The 17,646-nt window shown below is 72.0% G+C and carries 16 protein-coding genes; 5 read left to right on the top strand and 11 right to left on the bottom strand.

Annotated elements, in window-relative coordinates; translation table 11 throughout:
- Positions 1 to 102 precede the first annotated feature (102 nt).
- Positions 103 to 528: a peptidase inhibitor family I36 protein gene (locus tag IE257_RS08485; protein ID WP_189966373.1), complete on the bottom strand. Its 426-nt coding sequence runs from the start codon at positions 526 to 528 to the stop codon at positions 103 to 105.
- A gap of 311 nt (positions 529 to 839) precedes the next feature.
- Here IE257_RS08485 and IE257_RS08480 point away from each other — a divergent pair, with 311 nt between their 5' ends.
- Positions 840 to 1,280, top strand: coding sequence for a VOC family protein (locus IE257_RS08480; RefSeq protein ID WP_189966371.1), 441 nt, complete (start codon positions 840 to 842; stop codon positions 1,278 to 1,280).
- 78 nt (positions 1,281 to 1,358) lie between these two features.
- Here the strand turns inward: IE257_RS08480 and IE257_RS08475 are convergent, their stop codons facing one another.
- Positions 1,359 to 2,096, bottom strand: coding sequence for an SCO6745 family protein (locus IE257_RS08475; protein WP_189966369.1), 738 nt, complete (start codon positions 2,094 to 2,096; stop codon positions 1,359 to 1,361).
- Between the two features lie 79 nt (positions 2,097 to 2,175).
- On the opposite strand from IE257_RS08475, the gene IE257_RS08470 reads away from it, so the two are divergent.
- From IE257_RS08470 to IE257_RS38875, 3 genes are all read left to right on the top strand, one after another.
- A complete protein-coding gene (locus IE257_RS08470) occupies positions 2,176 to 3,093 on the top strand; it encodes a LysR family transcriptional regulator (RefSeq protein WP_189966367.1) in 918 nt (305 codons plus the stop codon).
- Positions 3,094 to 3,508: 415 nt separating this feature from the next.
- On the top strand, positions 3,509 to 4,231 hold the full coding sequence (locus IE257_RS08465) for a scabin-related ADP-ribosyltransferase (RefSeq protein ID WP_189966365.1): 723 nt from the start codon (positions 3,509 to 3,511) through the stop codon (positions 4,229 to 4,231).
- A gap of 70 nt (positions 4,232 to 4,301) precedes the next feature.
- Positions 4,302 to 4,433, top strand: a complete 132-nt coding sequence (locus tag IE257_RS38875) for a hypothetical protein (protein ID WP_268251389.1) — start codon at positions 4,302 to 4,304, stop codon at positions 4,431 to 4,433.
- Positions 4,434 to 4,646: 213 nt separating this feature from the next.
- On the opposite strand, the gene IE257_RS08460 is transcribed toward IE257_RS38875, so the two are convergent.
- The 9 genes from IE257_RS08460 to IE257_RS08420 form a co-directional block, all read right to left on the bottom strand.
- Positions 4,647 to 6,260, bottom strand: coding sequence for an alpha/beta fold hydrolase (locus IE257_RS08460; protein ID WP_189966363.1), 1,614 nt, complete (start codon positions 6,258 to 6,260; stop codon positions 4,647 to 4,649).
- A gap of 12 nt (positions 6,261 to 6,272) precedes the next feature.
- Positions 6,273 to 7,832, bottom strand: coding sequence for an alpha/beta fold hydrolase (locus IE257_RS08455; RefSeq protein ID WP_189966361.1), 1,560 nt, complete (start codon positions 7,830 to 7,832; stop codon positions 6,273 to 6,275).
- Between the two features lie 247 nt (positions 7,833 to 8,079).
- Complete coding sequence (locus IE257_RS08450) at positions 8,080 to 9,048, bottom strand: ABC transporter substrate-binding protein (protein ID WP_189966359.1); 969 nt, start codon at positions 9,046 to 9,048, stop codon at positions 8,080 to 8,082.
- 1 nt (position 9,049) lies between these two features.
- Entirely contained in the window at positions 9,050 to 11,131 is a 2,082-nt protein-coding gene (locus IE257_RS08445; RefSeq protein ID WP_229920214.1) for an ABC transporter permease, read from the bottom strand.
- Between the two features lie 67 nt (positions 11,132 to 11,198).
- Positions 11,199 to 12,302 (bottom strand): quaternary amine ABC transporter ATP-binding protein, encoded by a 1,104-nt coding sequence (locus IE257_RS08440; RefSeq protein ID WP_229920213.1) that lies wholly within the window; start codon positions 12,300 to 12,302, stop codon positions 11,199 to 11,201.
- A complete protein-coding gene (locus IE257_RS08435; protein WP_189966357.1) occupies positions 12,299 to 13,861 on the bottom strand; it encodes a GMC family oxidoreductase in 1,563 nt (520 codons plus the stop codon). The genes IE257_RS08440 and IE257_RS08435 overlap by 4 nt, the downstream gene beginning before the upstream one ends.
- Complete coding sequence (locus IE257_RS08430; protein WP_189966355.1) at positions 13,858 to 15,366, bottom strand: aldehyde dehydrogenase family protein; 1,509 nt, start codon at positions 15,364 to 15,366, stop codon at positions 13,858 to 13,860. Before IE257_RS08430 ends, IE257_RS08435 begins: the two co-directional genes overlap by 4 nt.
- Positions 15,367 to 15,682: 316 nt before the next feature.
- Positions 15,683 to 15,841, bottom strand: a complete 159-nt coding sequence (locus IE257_RS08425; RefSeq protein ID WP_189966353.1) for a hypothetical protein — start codon at positions 15,839 to 15,841, stop codon at positions 15,683 to 15,685.
- An 84-nt stretch (positions 15,842 to 15,925) separates the two neighbouring features.
- On the bottom strand, positions 15,926 to 16,351 hold the full coding sequence (locus tag IE257_RS08420) for an amidohydrolase family protein (protein WP_229920212.1): 426 nt from the start codon (positions 16,349 to 16,351) through the stop codon (positions 15,926 to 15,928).
- A 200-nt stretch (positions 16,352 to 16,551) separates the two neighbouring features.
- Here IE257_RS08420 and IE257_RS08415 point away from each other — a divergent pair, with 200 nt between their 5' ends.
- Complete coding sequence (locus IE257_RS08415; protein ID WP_189966351.1) at positions 16,552 to 17,637, top strand: alpha/beta hydrolase-fold protein; 1,086 nt, start codon at positions 16,552 to 16,554, stop codon at positions 17,635 to 17,637.
- Positions 17,638 to 17,646 lie beyond the last annotated feature (9 nt).

Genomic DNA, 17,646 nt, shown 5'->3' with positions numbered 1-17,646 from the left:
AGCGGGGAGCGGGAGTGGGAGTGGGCGATCCTGCGGCGTGGGCGCGTGCGCCGTGCATTTCGCACCGTCAGTCGGGAACGTCGCAGCACCTGTTCGGGACGGTCAGGTCAGCCGGCATGTGTGGAACCGGTTGGAATGGATGTTCCCGAACGACGCGGGGATCCGGGCGATGCCCTGGTCCGGGCGGATCGTCCGACTCCGGCCCCGGTACTCGGCGCTGTTGTACACGGTGACGCACCGGCCCCAGAGCCGGCCGTTCCGGCTCCACGTCCTGGCACTGTTCCACACCGACTCACCGCCGTTGAATCCCACGTACGCGGTCGTCTCCGGATATCGCGGCATGTCCTGCGAGACGAAACTCGCCACGCCCGTGTAGTCGGGACCCGTCCAGCCGCACACCCAGCCGGACGTGCACGGCTCGGCCGGGACGGGGACGACGGTCTGCGCGGGAGTGGCGGCGGGGGCGAGGGTGAAGGCGACGCAGGCCGCACCGCTGACGACGGCGGTGGCCAGGGCGCGTACGTTCACGGGGATCACCGGCGCTCTCCGGGAGACCGCAGGCCGCGCGACGGCCTGCGGGGGCTGTTCCATCACACCTCCGCACCGCCTTGATCGCATCACCGGGTGCCGTGCCCGGTGCCGGTCGTGGCCGCCCAGGACCGGCGCCGCACTCCCCCCGGTCGTGGCGCCCGGCTCTCGGGGTCTGGTGTTGCCATGCTGAGCGCGATCCGGATTCTTCGGATTTCGGCGGTCCGAAGATGTCGAGAACGTGCCACCGGCTCCGTCCCGGGGACATCAGCGGTCGGCACCGGCCGCACGAGGAAGAAGGAGAAATCAGCATGGCGATTCAGCGGATGGACAACGTCGGCATCGTCGTCGAGGACTTGGATGCCGCCGTCGCGTTCTTCGTGGAACTCGGTATGGAGCTGGAGGGCAGGGCGGGGGTCGAGGGCCTCGTCGCCGACCGGTGCACCGGACTCGACGGCGTCCGCTGTGACATCGCGATGCTCCGGACCCCGGACGGTCACAGCCGGCTCGAGCTGGCGAAGTACCGCAGTCCCGCGGTGATCAGCGACGGGCCGCGCAACCGGCCGCACAACATTCTGGGCACGCACCGCGTCATGTTCGCCGTCGACGACATCGAGGACACCGTTGCCCGCCTGCGCCCTCACGGCGCCGAACTCGTCGGCGAGATCGCCCGGTTCGAGGACAGCTATCTGCTCTGCTACCTCCGCGGCCCGGACGGCATCATCGTCGGACTGGCCGAGCAACTGCGCTGAGCAGGAGAAACCGAACCAAGCAGCCGAACGAGACCGGCCGCAGCTGCCGGCCCGTGCCATGCCCCCGCTTCCGCTCGGTCAACGGGAGCAGGAGGCCGTCAACGCGTTGATGAGGCGGGCGAACTCGGTGCGTTGCCGGTCGGTCAGTGCGGCGTAGAGCGGCGCCTGCATCTCGTCCGTGAGCCGCTCGGCACGCTGCCGCCGGGGGACCTGTGTCGCGGCGACGGGATGCGGCTCTTGCCACCCGTAGTGGATTGCCCGTTCGACGCCGAGGTTGATGACCATGGCCTCTCGAGCGCTCAGCCCACACAGGCGCACCGCCGCCAGATGGCAGGCGCCACGGTGTTCCCGCAGGACGTGTACGCGTTGCATGGCCGCGCCGACCGGGTCGTCTTCGGGACAGGGTTGCGCGCGCCAGCCGGCGAACAGAGGCAGCGCGTCCGCGTCGGCCGCGTCGATCAGCTGCTGCGCCAGGTGGTTGAAGTGCTCCACGTCCACGTCGGTGGGAATGTGGGCGCCTCCCCATGTCCGGACGGCTTGTGCGTAGCAGGCGGCAGCTTCTTCCGCCGGCATCACGGCCCGGCCCGCCAGCCAGCCCGTCGTGACCAGACGGGGGCCGAGGAAGCCCTGTGCCGCTTGGACCACCGGGGCCGGTGCCTCGCCGAGCACGCCGAACCGTCCGCGACAGTAGAAGCCGCGCCCCGGGGCGAACCCGGCGCGCAGACCGATGGCGGCGGTCGCTTCGTCGGACATGAACTCGTCGCCGAAATCGTGGATGGGCCGGGCAACCGCGGTGATGCAGTCGAGGATTTCCATGCACTGACGGTCGCTCACCACGACTCAATAGGTCAAGAAGATGATTCCTGACGGGACCCTTTAGGTAATCTATCGAGTCATGCTGGATATCCGCCGTCTGCACATGCTCCGGACCGTCGCCGCCCGCGGCTCCATCACCGCGGCCGCCCAGTCACTGGGACTGTCCGCGGGAGCCGTTTCCCAGCAGCTGTCCGCACTGCGGCAGGACGTGGGAGTCGATCTGCTGCGCCCCGACGGACGAACCGTCGCCCTCACGGAGGAGGGCCGCGTCCTCCTCGAACACGCCGACCGGATCCTCGCCGCCATGGAGGAAGCCGAGAGCGCCATCGCAGCGGTCAGGGGCACGGTCGGCGCCAACGCCACGCTCGCCGCGTTGCCGTCGACCGTCGCCAGGATCGTGGCTCCCGCGCTGACCGCTCTGGACGCACACCACCCGCAGCTCACCATGACCTGTCTGGTCACCGACCGGGCGCAGCTACGGGAACTCACGCTCGGCACCGTCGATGTGGTGCTGGGACAGCGCTATCACCACCTGCCCGAAGCAACGCCCCGCGGCGTCGAGGTCTCACCGCTGCTCGACGATCCACTGCTCGTCGTCACGGCGGCCGACCGGGCCGTCGGACGGCCCGTCGCCCTGCGGGAACTGGCCACGCACACCCTGGCCGCGCCGCCGGCAACCACGGAGTGCGGCCAGGCCATCCTGCATGCCTGCCATCAAGCCGGCTTCGCACCCACAACGCGCTACGTCACCGCCGACATCGCCGCCCAACTCACCCTCGCGCGGGCCGGTCTCGCCACCGCGCTCGTCCCCCGTACGGCCATCGATCCCACCGCACCCGGAATCCGCACGTCGCCCCTCGAGGGCGACCCGATCCTGCGCCTCCTGTTCGCCGCGACCCGCCGCACCGAGACCGCGAACCCGACGACCGCGGCCGTCGTCGCAGCGCTGCGCACAGCCGCGCGACAGCACAGCACCACGCAGCTCCCGATGACCTAGGTCAGGGAAGCGCATCGACGGTCAGCCGGTCGCGCAGGCCGTCCGATCGGCTCGCCCGCAGACCGGGCGCATGCCGGCGGCCGTCATGACGTGCTGCGAGGCCGTGTTCTCCCGGTCGGTGTCGCCCGGCACCGAGACCACCCGTGAGCACGGGCGTGCTCCAGCCGGGCCCGCAGGGCCTCGGCGGCGCGGGCCCGACCCTCCCACCCCGCGTGCCCCGATCCCTCCATGGCTCATGCGGTCGCACGACGGCCGCCCGGCCTTGAAGCGGGTTGCCCGTCGGGCCGGCATCCTGCGCCGAGTGGGTGGGACTCGCAATGCCAGCGGGTGATGGTTGCGGACAAGGGTCGATTGCGTCCGAAATTCGGCTAATAACACCGAGTCCTGTGCACCGAGTGAAGAGGTTGTACCAACCGTGTTGAAGACTGCACTTCGGATCGCCTCCGCCACCGTCCTGGCCACCGTCTCACTGGGATTCGGCTCACCGGCCGGCGCCGCGGCGGATCCGTACCCAGGTACCCCGCAGCAGATCCGTGACACCGGCCCCTGCGGCCCGACCGGCGCCTACCGCGCGTCGGAGTGGACGCAGACCACCACCGACCCCGGGATCCAACCGGAGGTGGACCTCGCCGCGGTACGGGAGGCCTGGTACTGGCGGCACGACGTGAACACGCTGTGGCGGGGCGACACGCGGGACCCCCAAACGATCTTCGCCAGCGGCTTCGCCCCGCGGGGCACGGACCTCACCCCGCTGGCGCAGTGGATCATCGGGGGCGCCGGGCAGCAGAACGCCGCACACGTGAGCACCAGTTGCGAGCGGTGGGTGGCGCAGGAGTTCGCCACGGGGGGCGGTAACGACGGCTGGGTCTACGCGATCCAGGCCCCCGGCGGGATCGACGTCAACGCCACCGCGCGGCAGACCGGCATCCAGTCGCAGTACCTGTGGAACAAGGAGATCGACTTCCCCGGCGGCATCGAAGGCAGGTTCATCGAGGGGGCCTGCCAGTACCACTTCGTCGGCCGCGACCCGCAGACGAACGAAAGGATCTACCAGAACCTCGGCTGCGTGACGAACAGCAACTTCCACCCGGCCCCGAACAAGCACAAGGAAAAGGAACCGGCCGGCGCACCGCACTGATCTGATCGTCGGCGGGAGCGGGTGCCGCTCCCGGCCGTTCGCGTGACGCGCAGCGCCAGGTGGTCACGGGGTGCAGACCCTCGACCGCCTGGCGCTGCGCATCGTGCCGGGCAGCGGCCGCACTTGGGCCGCGCGGCCCTTCACCGGACCGACGCCGGGGCGGTCCGCGACCGACGGCAGCAGCAACAGCAGGCACGCCTGACGAAACGTCATTTCGTGCCAACGCGTTACCACGGCGGAGGCCGGGTGGACCGAGCGGAGCCGGCGATGTTCTTCGGCGGGGCCCAACGGCACTGCGGCGAGCGGGAGTTGCGAACCATTGGCCCGGGAGGATCTGTCAGGGCTGCGCGGCATCCCTCTAGACTTCAGGTCAACGTTTCGCAAAGCCATGTACGGCGCGGGTTCCCGGAGGGCCTTACGGGCCGATCTCAAATTCGGGTGCCTCGAGGGTCTTCAGGCATTCGGTGTTCGGGGCGGTCGGGGTGTCGAAGAACGAAGCCGTGATGTCCTGGGCGCACTTCGAGGTGGCGAAGACCACGTGCGGCTCGTACGGGACCGTGACGGCCTTGGCCCTGCTCAGCGTACTGGCGACGTACGGTCCGTTGTCCGCGCCGGTCTGGGAGTCGAAGCCGCCCGACAGGGCGAGGGTGGGGATGTCGCCGCGGGTGACGTCCCGGATGGAGGGGTCGGCCGCGGGGATGTTCCAGGCGTCGCAGTCCGGGCGGAGGAAGGTCAGCTGCGGTGCCTGGGCCTGGACCGAGCGGGGGAAGGTCGGGAAGGCTTCCTGGCCGCCCTTGAGCGCCTGCGCCTGGGTTTCGTACGGGGTCCACTCGCTGCAGAAGACTCCGTAGGCGAGACCGTGCGCGACCCTTCCGATGGCCTGCGGGCTGAGTTTGCCGCCCGCCCACTGCTGCGCGATCCGCTGCGGCTTGCCGTGGGCCAGCTCGTCGAGGGCGAGGGGTACCTGCGGTGCGACGTGGGTGGCCGAGGTCATCCAGTTCACCAGGGCCCCGCCGTCCAGCACGACCTTGACCGGTTTGTCGCTGCCGGGGAGGGTGACGGTGGTGGTGACCGGCTTGGCTTCGAGGTCACGGACGAGCTTGTCGAAGGTGGCGGGCAGATTCGGATAGCGCTTGTTGCATGCCGGCTGCTGCGCGCAGGCCTTGAACAGGCCGTCGAAGCCCTGCCGGGCGCTGCTCCAGGTCGCGGCCGACCCGGCCCTGGACGGCGGCAGGATGCCGTCGATGCCCACCGCGCGCAGCCCCTCGGGGTGCAGGCGCATGTAGGCCAGTGCGAGGTGGGTGCCGTAGGAGATCCCGAACAGGTTCCACTGCTTGATGCCCAGGGCGGCGCGCAGGCCCTCGTAGTCGGCGGCGCTCTCGATGTCGTTGTACGCGCCGAGGTCGATCCCGCGGGCCGCCAACCCGTCGCGGCAGGCCTTCGTGGCCTCGACGTGCAGGCGTTCGGTGGACGGGGCGTCGTAGACGAGGCCGACCGAGCGTGCATTGAACTCGTCGATGTTCGGGCACAGGAGGTTCGGGGCGGCCGAGTACGTGCCGCGCTGGGACAGGAAGATCACGTCCCGGTCGCGGTTCAGGCCGCCGTCGATCGCCATCTGCGCCTCGCCGACCGCGTCGTCACCGGGGCCGCCCGCGAGCCACACGATGGGGTCGGACTTCGGCTTGTCGGTCGCGGCGGGCACGATCGCGACACCGAGTCTGATCGTCCGGTTGTTCGGTCCGGCGCGGTTCTCGGGGACGGTGAGCGTTCCGCAGCGGGCGTCCTTGAGCGCCTCGATCGGTTCCGGCGTCCTCGGGCAGGGGCCCGGTTCGAAGCGGGCGTCGCCCACCGTCCGCGCGACCGTGCCGGTCGGTGCTTCGGGGCTGGGACCGGTGTCGGTGCGGGACTGTGCCCCGGCGGGCGCGGCGAGCAGCCCCGTGACGAGGAGGCCGGTCGCCAGGCCGGCCGACGTGGCCCGCAGCCTTCGCACGGGGCGGGGGCGGCGACGGGTCGGTTGCCTGCGTGTCATCTGGCCTCCCGGTCATTTCGGGATGATCGTGAACGGTCCGGGTTCGAGGCCGTCCACGCATGCGGTGTCGGGTGCGGTCGGGGTGGCGAGGAACGAGGCCAGTACGTGCTGCGCGCACGGCGACTGCGGGACCACCCAGTGACCGATTCCGGGGATCTGCACGGCGGTCGAACGGGACAGGTCGCGGGCCACGTCCTTCGCCCAGCTGGCCCCCGTCTTCACGTCGAACGTGCCGGAGATGAGCAGCGCCGGTACCGAGCCGACCGTGGCCGGACACCGCTGGACGGCCGCACGGTCGGGGACGTTCCAGACCCGGCACACCGGGTACTGGAAGGGAAGTTGCGGCACCTGGGCCAGGACCGTGTCCGGCCAGCCGGGGAAGGCCCTGCGTCCCGCCTGCAGCACGTCGGCCTCCGAATATCCCGGCGCCCACTCGCTGCACGCCACCGAGTTCGTCAGGCCGTGCGCGAACTCGCCCACGGGCTGGACCGAACCGGCCGCGCGGGCCTGTGCGAAGCGTTGCGGGTTTCCCCGGCCGAGTTCGTCGAGCGCCGCCGGGAGGTCCTTGGGCCGGGGGGTGAAGGCGACGATCAGGTTGAGCAGCGCACCCCCGTCGAGGACGGTCCTGACCGGCTTCCCGCCGCCCGGCGGCGGGACGTTCAACGTCAGTGGCTGTGCCTCCAGTTTGCGCACCTGCTCCGTCAGCGTGCGGCGGAGGGCCGGGTACCGGCTCTTGCAGGCGGGCTGTGCGGCGCACGCGTCGAAGATGTTGTCGATCCCCTCGGCGGCGCTCCGCCACCCCCACGGCAGGGTCGCGCTCTGGGGAGGGGTGACCGAGTCGAGCGCCACGGCGCGGATTCCCTCGGGATGCAGGCGCAGGTAGGTGAGGGCCAGGTCGCTGCCGTAGGAGTAGCCGTAGACGTTCCACCGGGGGATCTTCAGCGCGCTGCGCAGGTCGGCGAAGTCGGCGGCGTTCTCCGTGGTGTTGTAGGCGCCGAGGTCGACGCCGTCGGCCGTCAGCCGGTCCCGGCACTCCTTGACCGCCTTCAGCATGAGCTGCTCCGCCTGCTCGGCGTCGTAGCCCAGGCCGACGGCCTGCTCGTTGAAGCGGTCGATCTCCGGGCAGGCGAGGTTCGGCCGGTCGTAGAGGTTGCCGCGCTGGGCCATGACGATCAGTTCGCGGTCCTTGTTCAGGCCGGACTCGACGAGGAAGGGGATGTCGTCGAACGTGTCGCCACCGGGGCCGCCCGCCATGAACACCAGGGGGTCCTGTGCCGGCTTCGCCGGATGGGCGGCAGGGATGACCGCCACGGCCAGCTCGATGGTCCGGCTGCCGGGGCGGGAGCGGTTCTCCGGGACTTCGAGGACGCCGCAGCGGGCGGTGCTCAGTGCTTCGATCGGCTCGGGCGTTTGCGGGCAGGGACCGGGCACGAACCGGGACGGCGCCGGCGTACCCGGCTGACCGGCGGGCCGGGTGGGTGGAGCGGCGGCGCTGCTCGGTGCGGTGGCGATGGCTGCCAGGCATACCAGAGCGGCCGCGGCGGTCACCGCGTGGGATCTGTGCTGTGGCATGGGGTCTCGTGCCTCCGCCGATATCGGCGGCGGCCCCGCCGGGCCCTGCCGCAACGGTGTGGACGGAACGCTCGCTCTCGACGCTACTCGGCGGAGCGTACGCGCGCACGCGGAGCGGAGGTACCTGCCCGCCGGAGGCCGGTGCCCGGAGGCACGTGCCCGCCGGAGGCCGATGCCCGAAGGCCGGTGCCCGGAGGGGGTCGTCCCTCCGGGCACCCTCACCCGGCGTGGCCGGGCGGCTCCCGCGTCAGGACGGGAGCCACGACCGCCAGGTGGTCTCGTTCTCCTTCACCCAGCGGCCCGCGGCCTCCTGGGGGGACAGCTTCTGGTCCGCAATCATCAGGGCGACGTCGTTCTGCATCTCGGTCGTCCACCGGAACTTCTTGAGGAAGGCGGCGGCGTCGCCCCCGCCGTCCGCGAAGCGGGTGTTGAGGAACTTCTGCAGCGGGGTGTGCGGGTAGGCGCAGGCCACCTTCTGCGGGTCGGCGTCGCAGCCCTCCTTGTATTCGGGCAGCTTCACCTCCGTCATCGGAACCTTCTCGAAGAGCCACTGGGGCTTGTACCAGTAGCTCAGGAACGGCTTCTTCTCCTTGGCGAACTGCCTGATCTGCGTGATCTGCGCCGCCTCGGAGCCCGCGAACACGACCTGGTAGTCCAGGTCCAGGTTGTTCACGAGGGCCTTGTCGTTCGTCACGTAGGACGGGGAGCCGTCCAGCAGCTGGCCCTTGCCGCCGCTCTCCGCGGTGCGGAACTGGTCGGCGTACTTGTTCAGGTTCTTCCAGTCGGTGACGTCCGGGTGTTCCTCGGCGAAGTACGTCGGCACGAACCAGCCGATGTGGCCGGTCACCCCGAGGTCGCCGCCCCTCTCGATGGTCCCCTTGCCGTCGATGTACCGCTTCTCCTGCTCCCGGTGGCCCCAGTCCTCCAGGATCGCGTCCACCCGGCCCTGGCTGAGCGCGTCCCAGGCGGGGACCTCGTCGATCTGGACGGTGTCCACCCGGTAGCCGAGCTCGTGCTCCAGCAGGTACTGGGCGACGGCGACGTTGGCCTGCGCGCCCACCCACGACTGCACGGAAAGCGTCACCGTGCGCGAGCCCTTCGCGTCGGCGTACGGGGAGGCCTGGCGGGTCATGTCGGCGGCGCCGCAGCCCGTGATTGCCGTCAGGGCGAGGGCCGCGGCCGCCGCGAGTGCGGCGGAGCGTGTGGTGCGAGCCATGTCAGGCCCCCTTTCCGGCGGGGTCGCGGCGCTGTGTGGGCTGGGTGACGCGGTCGAGCATCAGGCCGAGGCAGACGATCGCGGCGCCGGCCACCAGACCGGTCGCGAGGTCGCCCTGGGCGAGTCCGAAGACCGCGTCGTAGCCGAGCGCGCCGCCGCCCACGAGGCCGCCGATGACGACCACGGCGAGGACCAGCACCACGCCCTGGTTGACGGCCAGCAGCAGCGAGGGCCGGGCCAGCGGCAGCTGGACCTGGAAGAGCTGCTGGCGCCCGGTGGCGCCCAGCGAGCGCGCGGACTCCAGGGCAGCGGGGTCCACGGCGCGCACGCCCTGGGCCGTGATCCGTACGACCGCGGGCAGCGCGTAGACCACGGCGGCCGCGGCGGCCGGGGCGCGGCCCACGCCGAAGAGCGCCACGACCGGGATGAGGTACACGAACTGCGGCATCGTCTGGAAGACGTCGAGGACCGGGCGCAGGGCGCGTCCCAGGCGGCTGCTGCGGGCCGCGGCGACGCCGAGGGCGAAGCCGATCAGCAGGGTCACGGCGACGGCGGCCAGGACCTGGGACAGCGTGTCGAGCGCCGGGTCCCAGACTCCGAGGACTCCGATCGCGGCCATCGCGAGGACGGCGGTGGCGGCGGTGCGCCAGGTGCCGATGAGCAGGGCGAGGGCGCCGACGGCCAGCAGGACCGTCCACCAGGGCAGCCATTGGAGGCCGTCGCGCAGGGGGCCGAGGACCCATGTGGTGAAGTGGCCGGCCCAGTCGGCGGTGCCGCCGACGAGCGGTACGCCGGAGTACAGGTGCGCGGTCATCCAGTCGACCGCACGGTTGACGGGCTCGGCGATGTCCAGGGTCCACCCGGCGGGCCAGGAGAGCCCGTCGACCAGGCGGCCGCCGACGACGACCGCGGCGGTCAGCAGGGCGGCGACGTTCCGGACGAGCGCGCTCCGGTGGGCCGCAGGGGCGCCGATGCGCTCACCTGCCGCAGCGGTGACCCGGTCGAGGACGACGGCCAGCAGCACGATCGGTACTCCGGCGGCGAGCGCGGCGCCGACGTCGACGGAGGCCAGTGCCTGGTAGACGCGGTCGCCGAGGCCGCCCGCACCGATGACGGAGGCGATCACGGCCATCCCCAGCGCCATCATGATCGACTGGTTGACGCCGAGCAGCAGTTCCTTGCGGGCCAGCGGCAGCCGGGCGGTCAGCAGCCGCTGCCGGCCGGTGGCGCCGAGGGAGGTGGCGGCCTCCACGACGCCGGCGTCCGCGTCGCGCAGGCCGAGCGCGGTGAGGCGGGCCATGGGGGGAGCCGCGTAGACGACGGTCGCGAGGACGGCCGCGGGCACGCCGATGCCGAAGACGAGGACGACGGGCAGCAGGTACGCGAAGGCCGGCAGCACCTGCATGGTGTCCAGCACCGGACGCAGGATCCGGTGCATCCGGTCCGACAGGCCGGCGGCGAGTCCGAGGAGGCCTCCGAGCAGTACGGACGCGGCGACGGCGACCACCATCAGGGCGAGCGTCTGCATGGTGGGCACCCACATGCCGAGCAGTCCGCACGCGGCGAAGGCGGCGACGGAGGTCAGCGCGAGCCGGACTCCCGCGACGCGCCAGGCCAGCAGGCCGGCGGCGGCGGTGACGCCGGCCCAGCCGAGGGCGAGCAGCACCAGGTACACGGCGCGGACGGATACGACCACGATGTTGCTGACGTGCCCGAGGAAGTAGAGGAACAGCGGGTGGCTGTCGCGGTTGTCGATGATCCAGTCGCTGGTCCGGTCGAGCGGTCCCGACAGGTCGACGGCGAGCGACGTCGGCCAGCCTCCGCCGCCCAGGAGTACGGCGCCGAGGACGAGGGCGAGGGCCGTACAGACACCGATCAGCCGGCCGCGGTGACGCGCGAGCGCGCGCAGCGCACCGGGTCCGGCGTCGGTGGAGGCCGGGGCGGGCGTGGTGGTCGTAGCGGCCCCGGCGCTCGCGGAGGTCACGGAAGTCGCGGAGTCCGCAGGGGTCTTGGAGTTCACGGGCGTCTTGGAGGCATCGGAGCCCGTGGACTCCGGGGGAACAGGGGTGACGGTGGCGGTCATCGGCCCCACCGCCCGGCGCCGGCGCCGATCGTGCCGCACGGCGGCGGCCAGGTCGTATGGTCGTACATCAGGCCACCGCCTTCCCCGTCGCGGCCGGGACCCCGGCGACGACACCGAGCAGTCCCGCGTGGTCGACCACACCGAGGCACCGGCCGTCCTCGACGACCCGCGCGTTCTCGCCCGTCCGGGCGACGGCCTCGATGGCCTCGTGGACGGTGGCGCTCGGGGCGAGCGCGGGGCCGGCCTCGGACTCGCCGATGAGAGCGGGGCGCATGGCCGAGCGCACGGTCAGCACCTGCTCGCGCGGCACGTCGCGGACGAAGTCCCTGACGTAGTCGTCGGCGGGGGCGCCGACGATCTCCTCCGGCGTGCCGAGCTGCACGATCCGGCCGTCGCGCATCAGCGCGATGCGGTCGCCGAGCTTCAGCGCCTCGTTCAGGTCGTGCGTGATGAAGACCATCGTGCGGCCCTCCTCCCGGTGGAGGCGTACGACCTCCTCCTGCATGTCGCGCCGGATGAGCGGGTCCAGCGCGCTGAACGGCTCGTCGAAGAGAAGGACTTCGGGGTCCACGGCGAGTGCGCGGGCAAGGCCCACGCGCTGCTGCTGGCCGCCGGACAACTGGCTCGGCCTGCGGTGCTCCATGCCGTCCAGGCCGACCTTGGTGACGAACTCGGCCGCCCGGTCCCGGCGTTCTCCGCGTCCCACGCCCTGGATCTCCAGCCCGTAGGCGATGTTGTCGAGCACCGTCCGGTGCGGCAGCAGGCCGAAGTGCTGGAAGACCATCGCCGCCCGGTGCCGGCGCAGCTCGCGGAGCCGGCCGGTGTCCATGGACAGCACGTCCTCGCCGTCGATGGAGATCGTGCCCGAGGTCGGTTCGATGAGCCGGGTGAGGCAGCGCACGAGCGTCGACTTGCCCGAGCCGGACAGGCCCATGACGACGAAGACCTCGCCCTTGCGGACGTCGAAGGAGACGTCGCGGACGGCGGCGGTGCAGCCGGTGCGCTCGCGCAGCTCGGCGGCGTCGAGGGCGGCGAGTTCCTGGTCGGCGGGCACGCGGTCGGCCTTCGGGCCGAAGACCTTCCACAGGTCGCGCACGGAGAAGACGGACTCCCCGGATGCCTGCGGCGGGGTCGCGGTGTGCGGGCTCGCGGTGTGCGGCGGGGTGTTCATCGGGTGGTACCTCCCAGCAGGTCGGCGCATTTCTCGCCGACCATGAGCACGCCGATCATGGGGTTCACGGCGGTCATGGTGGGGAAAACGGACGCGTCGGCGATCCGGATGCCGGTCAGGCCCCGGATCGTCAGATCGGGTGCGACGACCGCGAGTTCGTCGTCGACGGCTCCCATCCGGCAGGTGCCGGCCGGGTGGTAGACGGTGTGGGCGACCTGGCGGGCGTACGCGCTGAGTTCCTCGTCGGAGGTCAGCTCGGGCCCGGGGCACACCTCGCGCTTGAGCCATCCGGCCAGCGGTTCGCTCGACGCGATCTGCCGGGCGATGCGGATGCCGTCCACGAGGGTCCGGCCGTCGTAGTCGTCCTCGTCGGTGAAGTAGCGGAAGTCGAGCGCGGGCTTGACCTCGGGGTCGGCGCTCGTCAGGTAGAGCCGGCCACGGCTGCGCGGCTTGGGGATGTTCGGTGTCATCGACACGCCGTGCGCGGGGCGTTCGTACCCCAGGCGCTCCGGATTGTCGGTGAAGGGGATCTGGTAGAAGTGGAACATCAGGTCCGGGCCCTCGGCCGCCGGGTCCCTGCGGACGAACAGGCCGGCGTCGGAGTCCATCGCGGAGTTCTCCGGGATCGGACCGTGCGTCTCCCACACGATGACCGACTCGGGGTGGTCGAGCAGGTTCTCCCCGACGCCCGGCAGGTCGTGCACGACGGGGATGCCGAGCTTCTCCAGGTCGGCGCGCGGCCCGATGCCCGAGTGCAGCAGCAGGCGCGGGGTGTCCACTGCACCGGCGCACACCAGGACCTCGCGCCGGGCGCGTACGACGTGCTCCGCGCCCTCCTTGGTACGGATGTGTACGCCGGTGGCGCGGGTGCCCTCCAGCTCCAGCCGGAACGCCCAGGTCTCCAGGGCGATGTGCAGGTTCGGCCGGTCCAGGAACGGGTGCAGGTAGGCGACCGAGGCGGACGACCGCTTGTTGGTCTCCGGGTGGTAGGCGAGGTCGAAGAAGCCGGCGCCCTCGTGGAAGGGGGCCTTGTTGAAGCCCTCGACGTGCGGCACACCGAGCGCGCTCTGTGCCGCGTCGACGAAGTCCCGGGCGATGGCGTTCCGGTCCGCCTCACCGACGGGGACGACGTTGTTGCGCAGCCGGGCGAAGTAGGGGTCCATCGCTGCCGCGTCCCACCCCTCGGCGCCGGCCTGCGCCCACTCGTCCCAGTCGGAGGGGAGCGGCTTGAACGCGATGAGGGTGTTGTGCGAGGAACAGCCGCCGAGCACCCGCGCACGGCTGTGGCGGATGTGCGAGTTGCCCCGGGGCTGCTCGGTGGTGGGGTAGTCGTAGTCCAGCTCGCCGCCGAGGAGGCCCATCCAGCGGCGCAGGGTGAGGACATCGTCGCGGCCGACGTCGCTGGGGCCGCCCTCGATGACGGCGACGCTGACGTCGGGGTCCTCGGTCAGCCGGGAGGCGATCACGGAACCCGCGGTGCCGCCGCCGACGACGACGTAGTCGTACACGTGCCGGTCGTTCCCGGCGTTCTGGTCGTTCCGGTCGTTCCGGTCGTTCATGCCTGGCCCTTCGCCGTCGCGCCCGCGAACCAGCGCACGGGGCGCGGGGCGAGGTTCTGGTAGATGTGCTTGGCCTCGCGGTATTCGGCGAGACCGCCGGGGCCCAGTTCGCGGCCGATGCCGGACTTCCCGAAGCCGCCCCATTCCGCCTGCGGCAGGTAGGGGTGGAAGTCGTTGATCCAGACGGTGCCGTGGCGCATCAGGGCGGCGACCCGCCGGGCGCGGTGTTCGTCGGAGGTCCACACCGCTCCGGCGAGGCCGTACTCGGTGTCGTTGGCGAGGGCGACGGCCTCCTCCTCGGTGCGGAAGGTCTCCACGGTGAGGACGGGACCGAAGACCTCCTCGCGGACGACCCGCATGCCGCGGTGGCACCGGTCCAGGACCGTGGGCCGGAAGAAGTAGCCGGGACCGGCGGGCTTCCCGCCGCCCGCACGCAGCTGTGCGCCCTCGGCGAGGGCGGAGGCCACGTACGCCTCGGTCCGCGCCAGCTGTGCCGCGGAGACGAGCGGGCCGCACTCGACGCCCTCGTCGGTGCCGCGTCCCAGCCGGATCAGTTCGGCCCGGCGGGCGAGCTCGGCGACGAAACGATCGCGCAGCGGTTCCTCGATGATGAGGCGGGAGCCGGCGGAGCAGACCTGACCGCTGTGGATGAAGGCGGCGTTGAGTGCCTGGTCGACGGCGGTGTCGAAGCCCTCGGGCGTCGAACACGCGTCGTCGAACACGACGTTGGGGTTCTTGCCGCCCAGTTCGAGGGCGACCTTCTTGACGCTGTCGACGGCCGCCCTGGCGACCTTGGTACCGCTGACGAGGCCGCCCGTGAACGAGACGAGGTCGACGTGCGGGTGCTCGGCGAGCCGGGCGCCGACCGTGTCGCCGGGACCGGTCACGATGTTGGCCGCACCGAGCGGGAGTCCGGCCTCCAGCAGCAACTCGATCAGCACGACGGTGGTCAGCGGGGTGAGCTCACTGGGTTTGATCACGAAGGTGTTGCCGGCGGCGAGGGCGGGCGCGATCTTCCAGCTGGCCTGGAGCAGCGGGTAGTTCCACGGCGTGATCAGGGCGCAGACCCCGACCGGCTCATGCACGACGACGCTGCGGATCTCGTCCGAACCGGCGTCGACGATCCGCCCGCCGTCCTCCTTCTCCACGAGGTCGGCGAAGTAGAGGAAGGCGTCGCGGACGCAGTCGACGTCGACGCGGCCCTCTTCCAGCGTCTTGCCCGCGTCCTGGCTCTCCAGGGCGCCGATCCGCTCGCGGTCGCGCTCCAGCAGGTCGGCGACCCGCCGCAGCAGGGCGGCCCGCTCGGCGACAGGCGTGCGCGGCCAGGCACCGGCGTCGAAGGCGGCCCGCGCCGCGGCGACCGCGTCGTCGGTGTCCTGCACGCCGCCCTCCGCCACGACCGCGAACGGGCTCGCGTCGACGGGGTCGATGATCTCGCGCGTGGCCCCGGACAGGGCTTCGCGCCACTCTCCGCCCACGTGGATGGTCTGCTGTGCTGCCGTCACGTTGCGTATTGCCTTTCGTTCCTTTGGGTCCCCCTGTCGGTCAGACCGACTTGATCCGGCCGCCTGCCCCGACTCCCGGGATCCATGCGCAATGCATTGCGGAGAGTGGCCTGCTTCACTCACCAAGGCAGCCCAAATAAGGACATAAGGAACGGAGGGGTGTACGGCCGGGCAGCGCTGAGCGGCAAGGGGACGCGGGCGCGTCGAGTGCCACCCGAAGGCCGCCCTTCCGGGCCGGAACTACGACTGCGACGAACCGTCGCACAGAGTGAGAATCGCCGTCACCGGCGTTTCGCGGTGGCCGGTAGTTCGGCGGTCAGTGAAGCGGCGAGGAGTCGCGTTCGAGGGTGCGCGTCCCGGTGCACCGGGTGCCGCGGGCGATGACGAGGGCCGCCTGCAGGCCCCGGACGACGACGGTGCCGGCAGCCCGGCCCACGAGGCCGCCGACGAGGGCGCCGACGAGGGCGCCGACCACCTGACAACGCGGCCGGGTGCGGTGCGGGGCGTCGCGGGGCGCGGCAAGATGTCGCGGACCCGGCAAGATCCGAAAGAGACGGGTCTAGCCACCCGCCCGTCGGCCACCCGCCACGACCAGCCGGACCGCACGCAACGCGGCGACATCGGCGAGCGGATCGCCGTCCACGACGAGCAGGTCGGCCCGGAGCCCGGCCACCAGCCGACCGGTGTCCCCGCCGATCCCCAGGGCCCGCGCCGCGCCCGAGGTGGCCAGGTCCACGATCTCGGCCGGGGCCAGCCCGATGTGCGCGAAGAACTCCAGGCTGGAGACGAACCCGTCGAAGACGGCGTGCGGGACGCCCGCGTCGGTTCCGGGCAGCAGGCGTACGCCGCGCGCCGCGATGGCGTCGACCAGGTCCGCCCGTACGTCGGAGCCCGCGCGCCCCATCCACGTGCAGTGCTCGATGGTGTCCACGCCGGCAGCAACGGCGGCCGCGATGCCCTCGGTCCCGTGGGCGTGCGCGGCCACCGGCAACCCGAAGCTCCGCGCCTCCGCCGCTCAGCTCCTCCGGGGTGAACTGCGCCTGCCAGATGGCCGGTCCGCCCGCCACGGAGCCCCGTCAGCACGATCCACCGGCGGGAACCCCTTCCGAGGCCATCCTCCCCCGGACCCCCCCGGAACGCTCTAAACTAAGGCTCACCTAACTACCGCCGCCACTGGGAGACTTCATGCCCCTGGAGACCGACTTCGCCGCATACGGACTGCCCGGCGAGCCGGGGTCCGCGGAGTTCTGGGCGGCGGCCGCAGGGCCCGGGTCGGTGCCTGCCGGGGGCGGCGGCTGGACGACCCTGTTCCTGTGGCGCGGCTCCGCGGCCGGCCTCGCCTTCGAGAGCTGGTCGGACGACGTGCCGCTGCGCCGCTGGCACGACACGGACTGCTGGTACGCCGAAGTACGGATGCCCGCGCGGCTGCGGGTGACGTACCAGTTCCTCGTGGACGGCACGGCGTACGCCGACCCGTTCAACCCGGTCGGCGCGGGCGGCGACCGGTCCGTCGCCGCCACCCCGGACGCCCCGGCCCAGCCGCACTGGCCGCTCTTCGGCTCCGACGACGTGCTGCCCGTCCCCCGGACCAGGGTCCGCTGGGCCGGCGATCGGCTCGGCGGGCGCCGGACCGTACGGGTCCACCCGGCGGGCGGCGGCGGACCGGTGGTGCTGCTGCTCGACGGGGACGACTGGCTGTACCTGCACCCGGCCATGACCGCCTTCGACTCCGCCGTCGCCGGCGGCGAGCTGCCCCCCGTCACCCTGGTCTTCCTGCCGACCAGGGACCGGGAGGCCGAGTTCGGGTGCCGGCCGGAGCTGTGGCAGGCGGTGCGGGACGAACTGCTGCCGCTGGTCGCGGACTCCGGCGTGCCCGCGGACGTGGACCGCCTGGTGGTCGCCGGGCAGAGCCTCGGCGGGCTGAGCGCGGTGTACGCGGCCCTGGAGTTCCCCGATCTGGTGTCCCGGGTCGCCTGCCAGTCGGGGTCGCTGTGGTGGACACCCGGCGCCGCGAAGTCGGCGGACCCGCTCGGCGGCCCGGTCGGCGGCGCGATCGCCGCACGGCTGCGGGACCGGCCCGACCTGTCCGGCCTGCGGATCGCCTTCGACGTGGGCGAGCACGAGACCCGGATGCTGCCGCACTGCGCACTGGTCGAGACCCTGGCCGAGCAGGCGGGCGCAACCGTGCGGGTCTCCCGGTCGCCGTCGGGGCACGACCGCGCGGGCTGGCGCCATGCCCTGCTCCGGGACGTGGGCTGGGCGCTCGCCTAGGCCGTCTCT

This window comes from Streptomyces avidinii, assembly GCF_014650695.1.
GTDB lineage: Bacteria > Actinomycetota > Actinomycetes > Streptomycetales > Streptomycetaceae > Streptomyces > Streptomyces avidinii.
The sequence above is the reverse complement of the archived record's forward strand: the minus strand, read 5'-3'. Positions and strand labels throughout refer to the sequence as shown.

What these genes read in the sequence shown, in the direction of transcription:
- IE257_RS08440 (WP_229920213.1), bottom strand. Translation starts at nt 12,302, where the DNA reads ATGAACACCCCGCCGCACACCGCGAGCCCGCACACCGCGACCCCGCCG.
- IE257_RS08450 (WP_189966359.1), bottom strand. Translation starts at nt 9,048, where the DNA reads ATGGCTCGCACCACACGCTCCGCCGCACTCGCGGCGGCCGCGGCCCTC.
- IE257_RS08480 (WP_189966371.1), top strand. Translation starts at nt 840, where the DNA reads ATGGCGATTCAGCGGATGGACAACGTCGGCATCGTCGTCGAGGACTTG.
- IE257_RS08415 (WP_189966351.1), top strand. Translation starts at nt 16,552, where the DNA reads ATGCCCCTGGAGACCGACTTCGCCGCATACGGACTGCCCGGCGAGCCG.
- IE257_RS08435 (WP_189966357.1), bottom strand. Translation starts at nt 13,861, where the DNA reads ATGAACGACCGGAACGACCGGAACGACCAGAACGCCGGGAACGACCGG.
- IE257_RS08455 (WP_189966361.1), bottom strand. Translation starts at nt 7,832, where the DNA reads ATGCCACAGCACAGATCCCACGCGGTGACCGCCGCGGCCGCTCTGGTA.
- IE257_RS08470 (WP_189966367.1), top strand. Translation starts at nt 2,176, where the DNA reads ATGCTGGATATCCGCCGTCTGCACATGCTCCGGACCGTCGCCGCCCGC.
- IE257_RS08460 (WP_189966363.1), bottom strand. Translation starts at nt 6,260, where the DNA reads ATGACACGCAGGCAACCGACCCGTCGCCGCCCCCGCCCCGTGCGAAGG.
- IE257_RS08445 (WP_229920214.1), bottom strand. Translation starts at nt 11,131, where the DNA reads ATGACCGCCACCGTCACCCCTGTTCCCCCGGAGTCCACGGGCTCCGAT.
- IE257_RS08475 (WP_189966369.1), bottom strand. Translation starts at nt 2,096, where the DNA reads ATGGAAATCCTCGACTGCATCACCGCGGTTGCCCGGCCCATCCACGAT.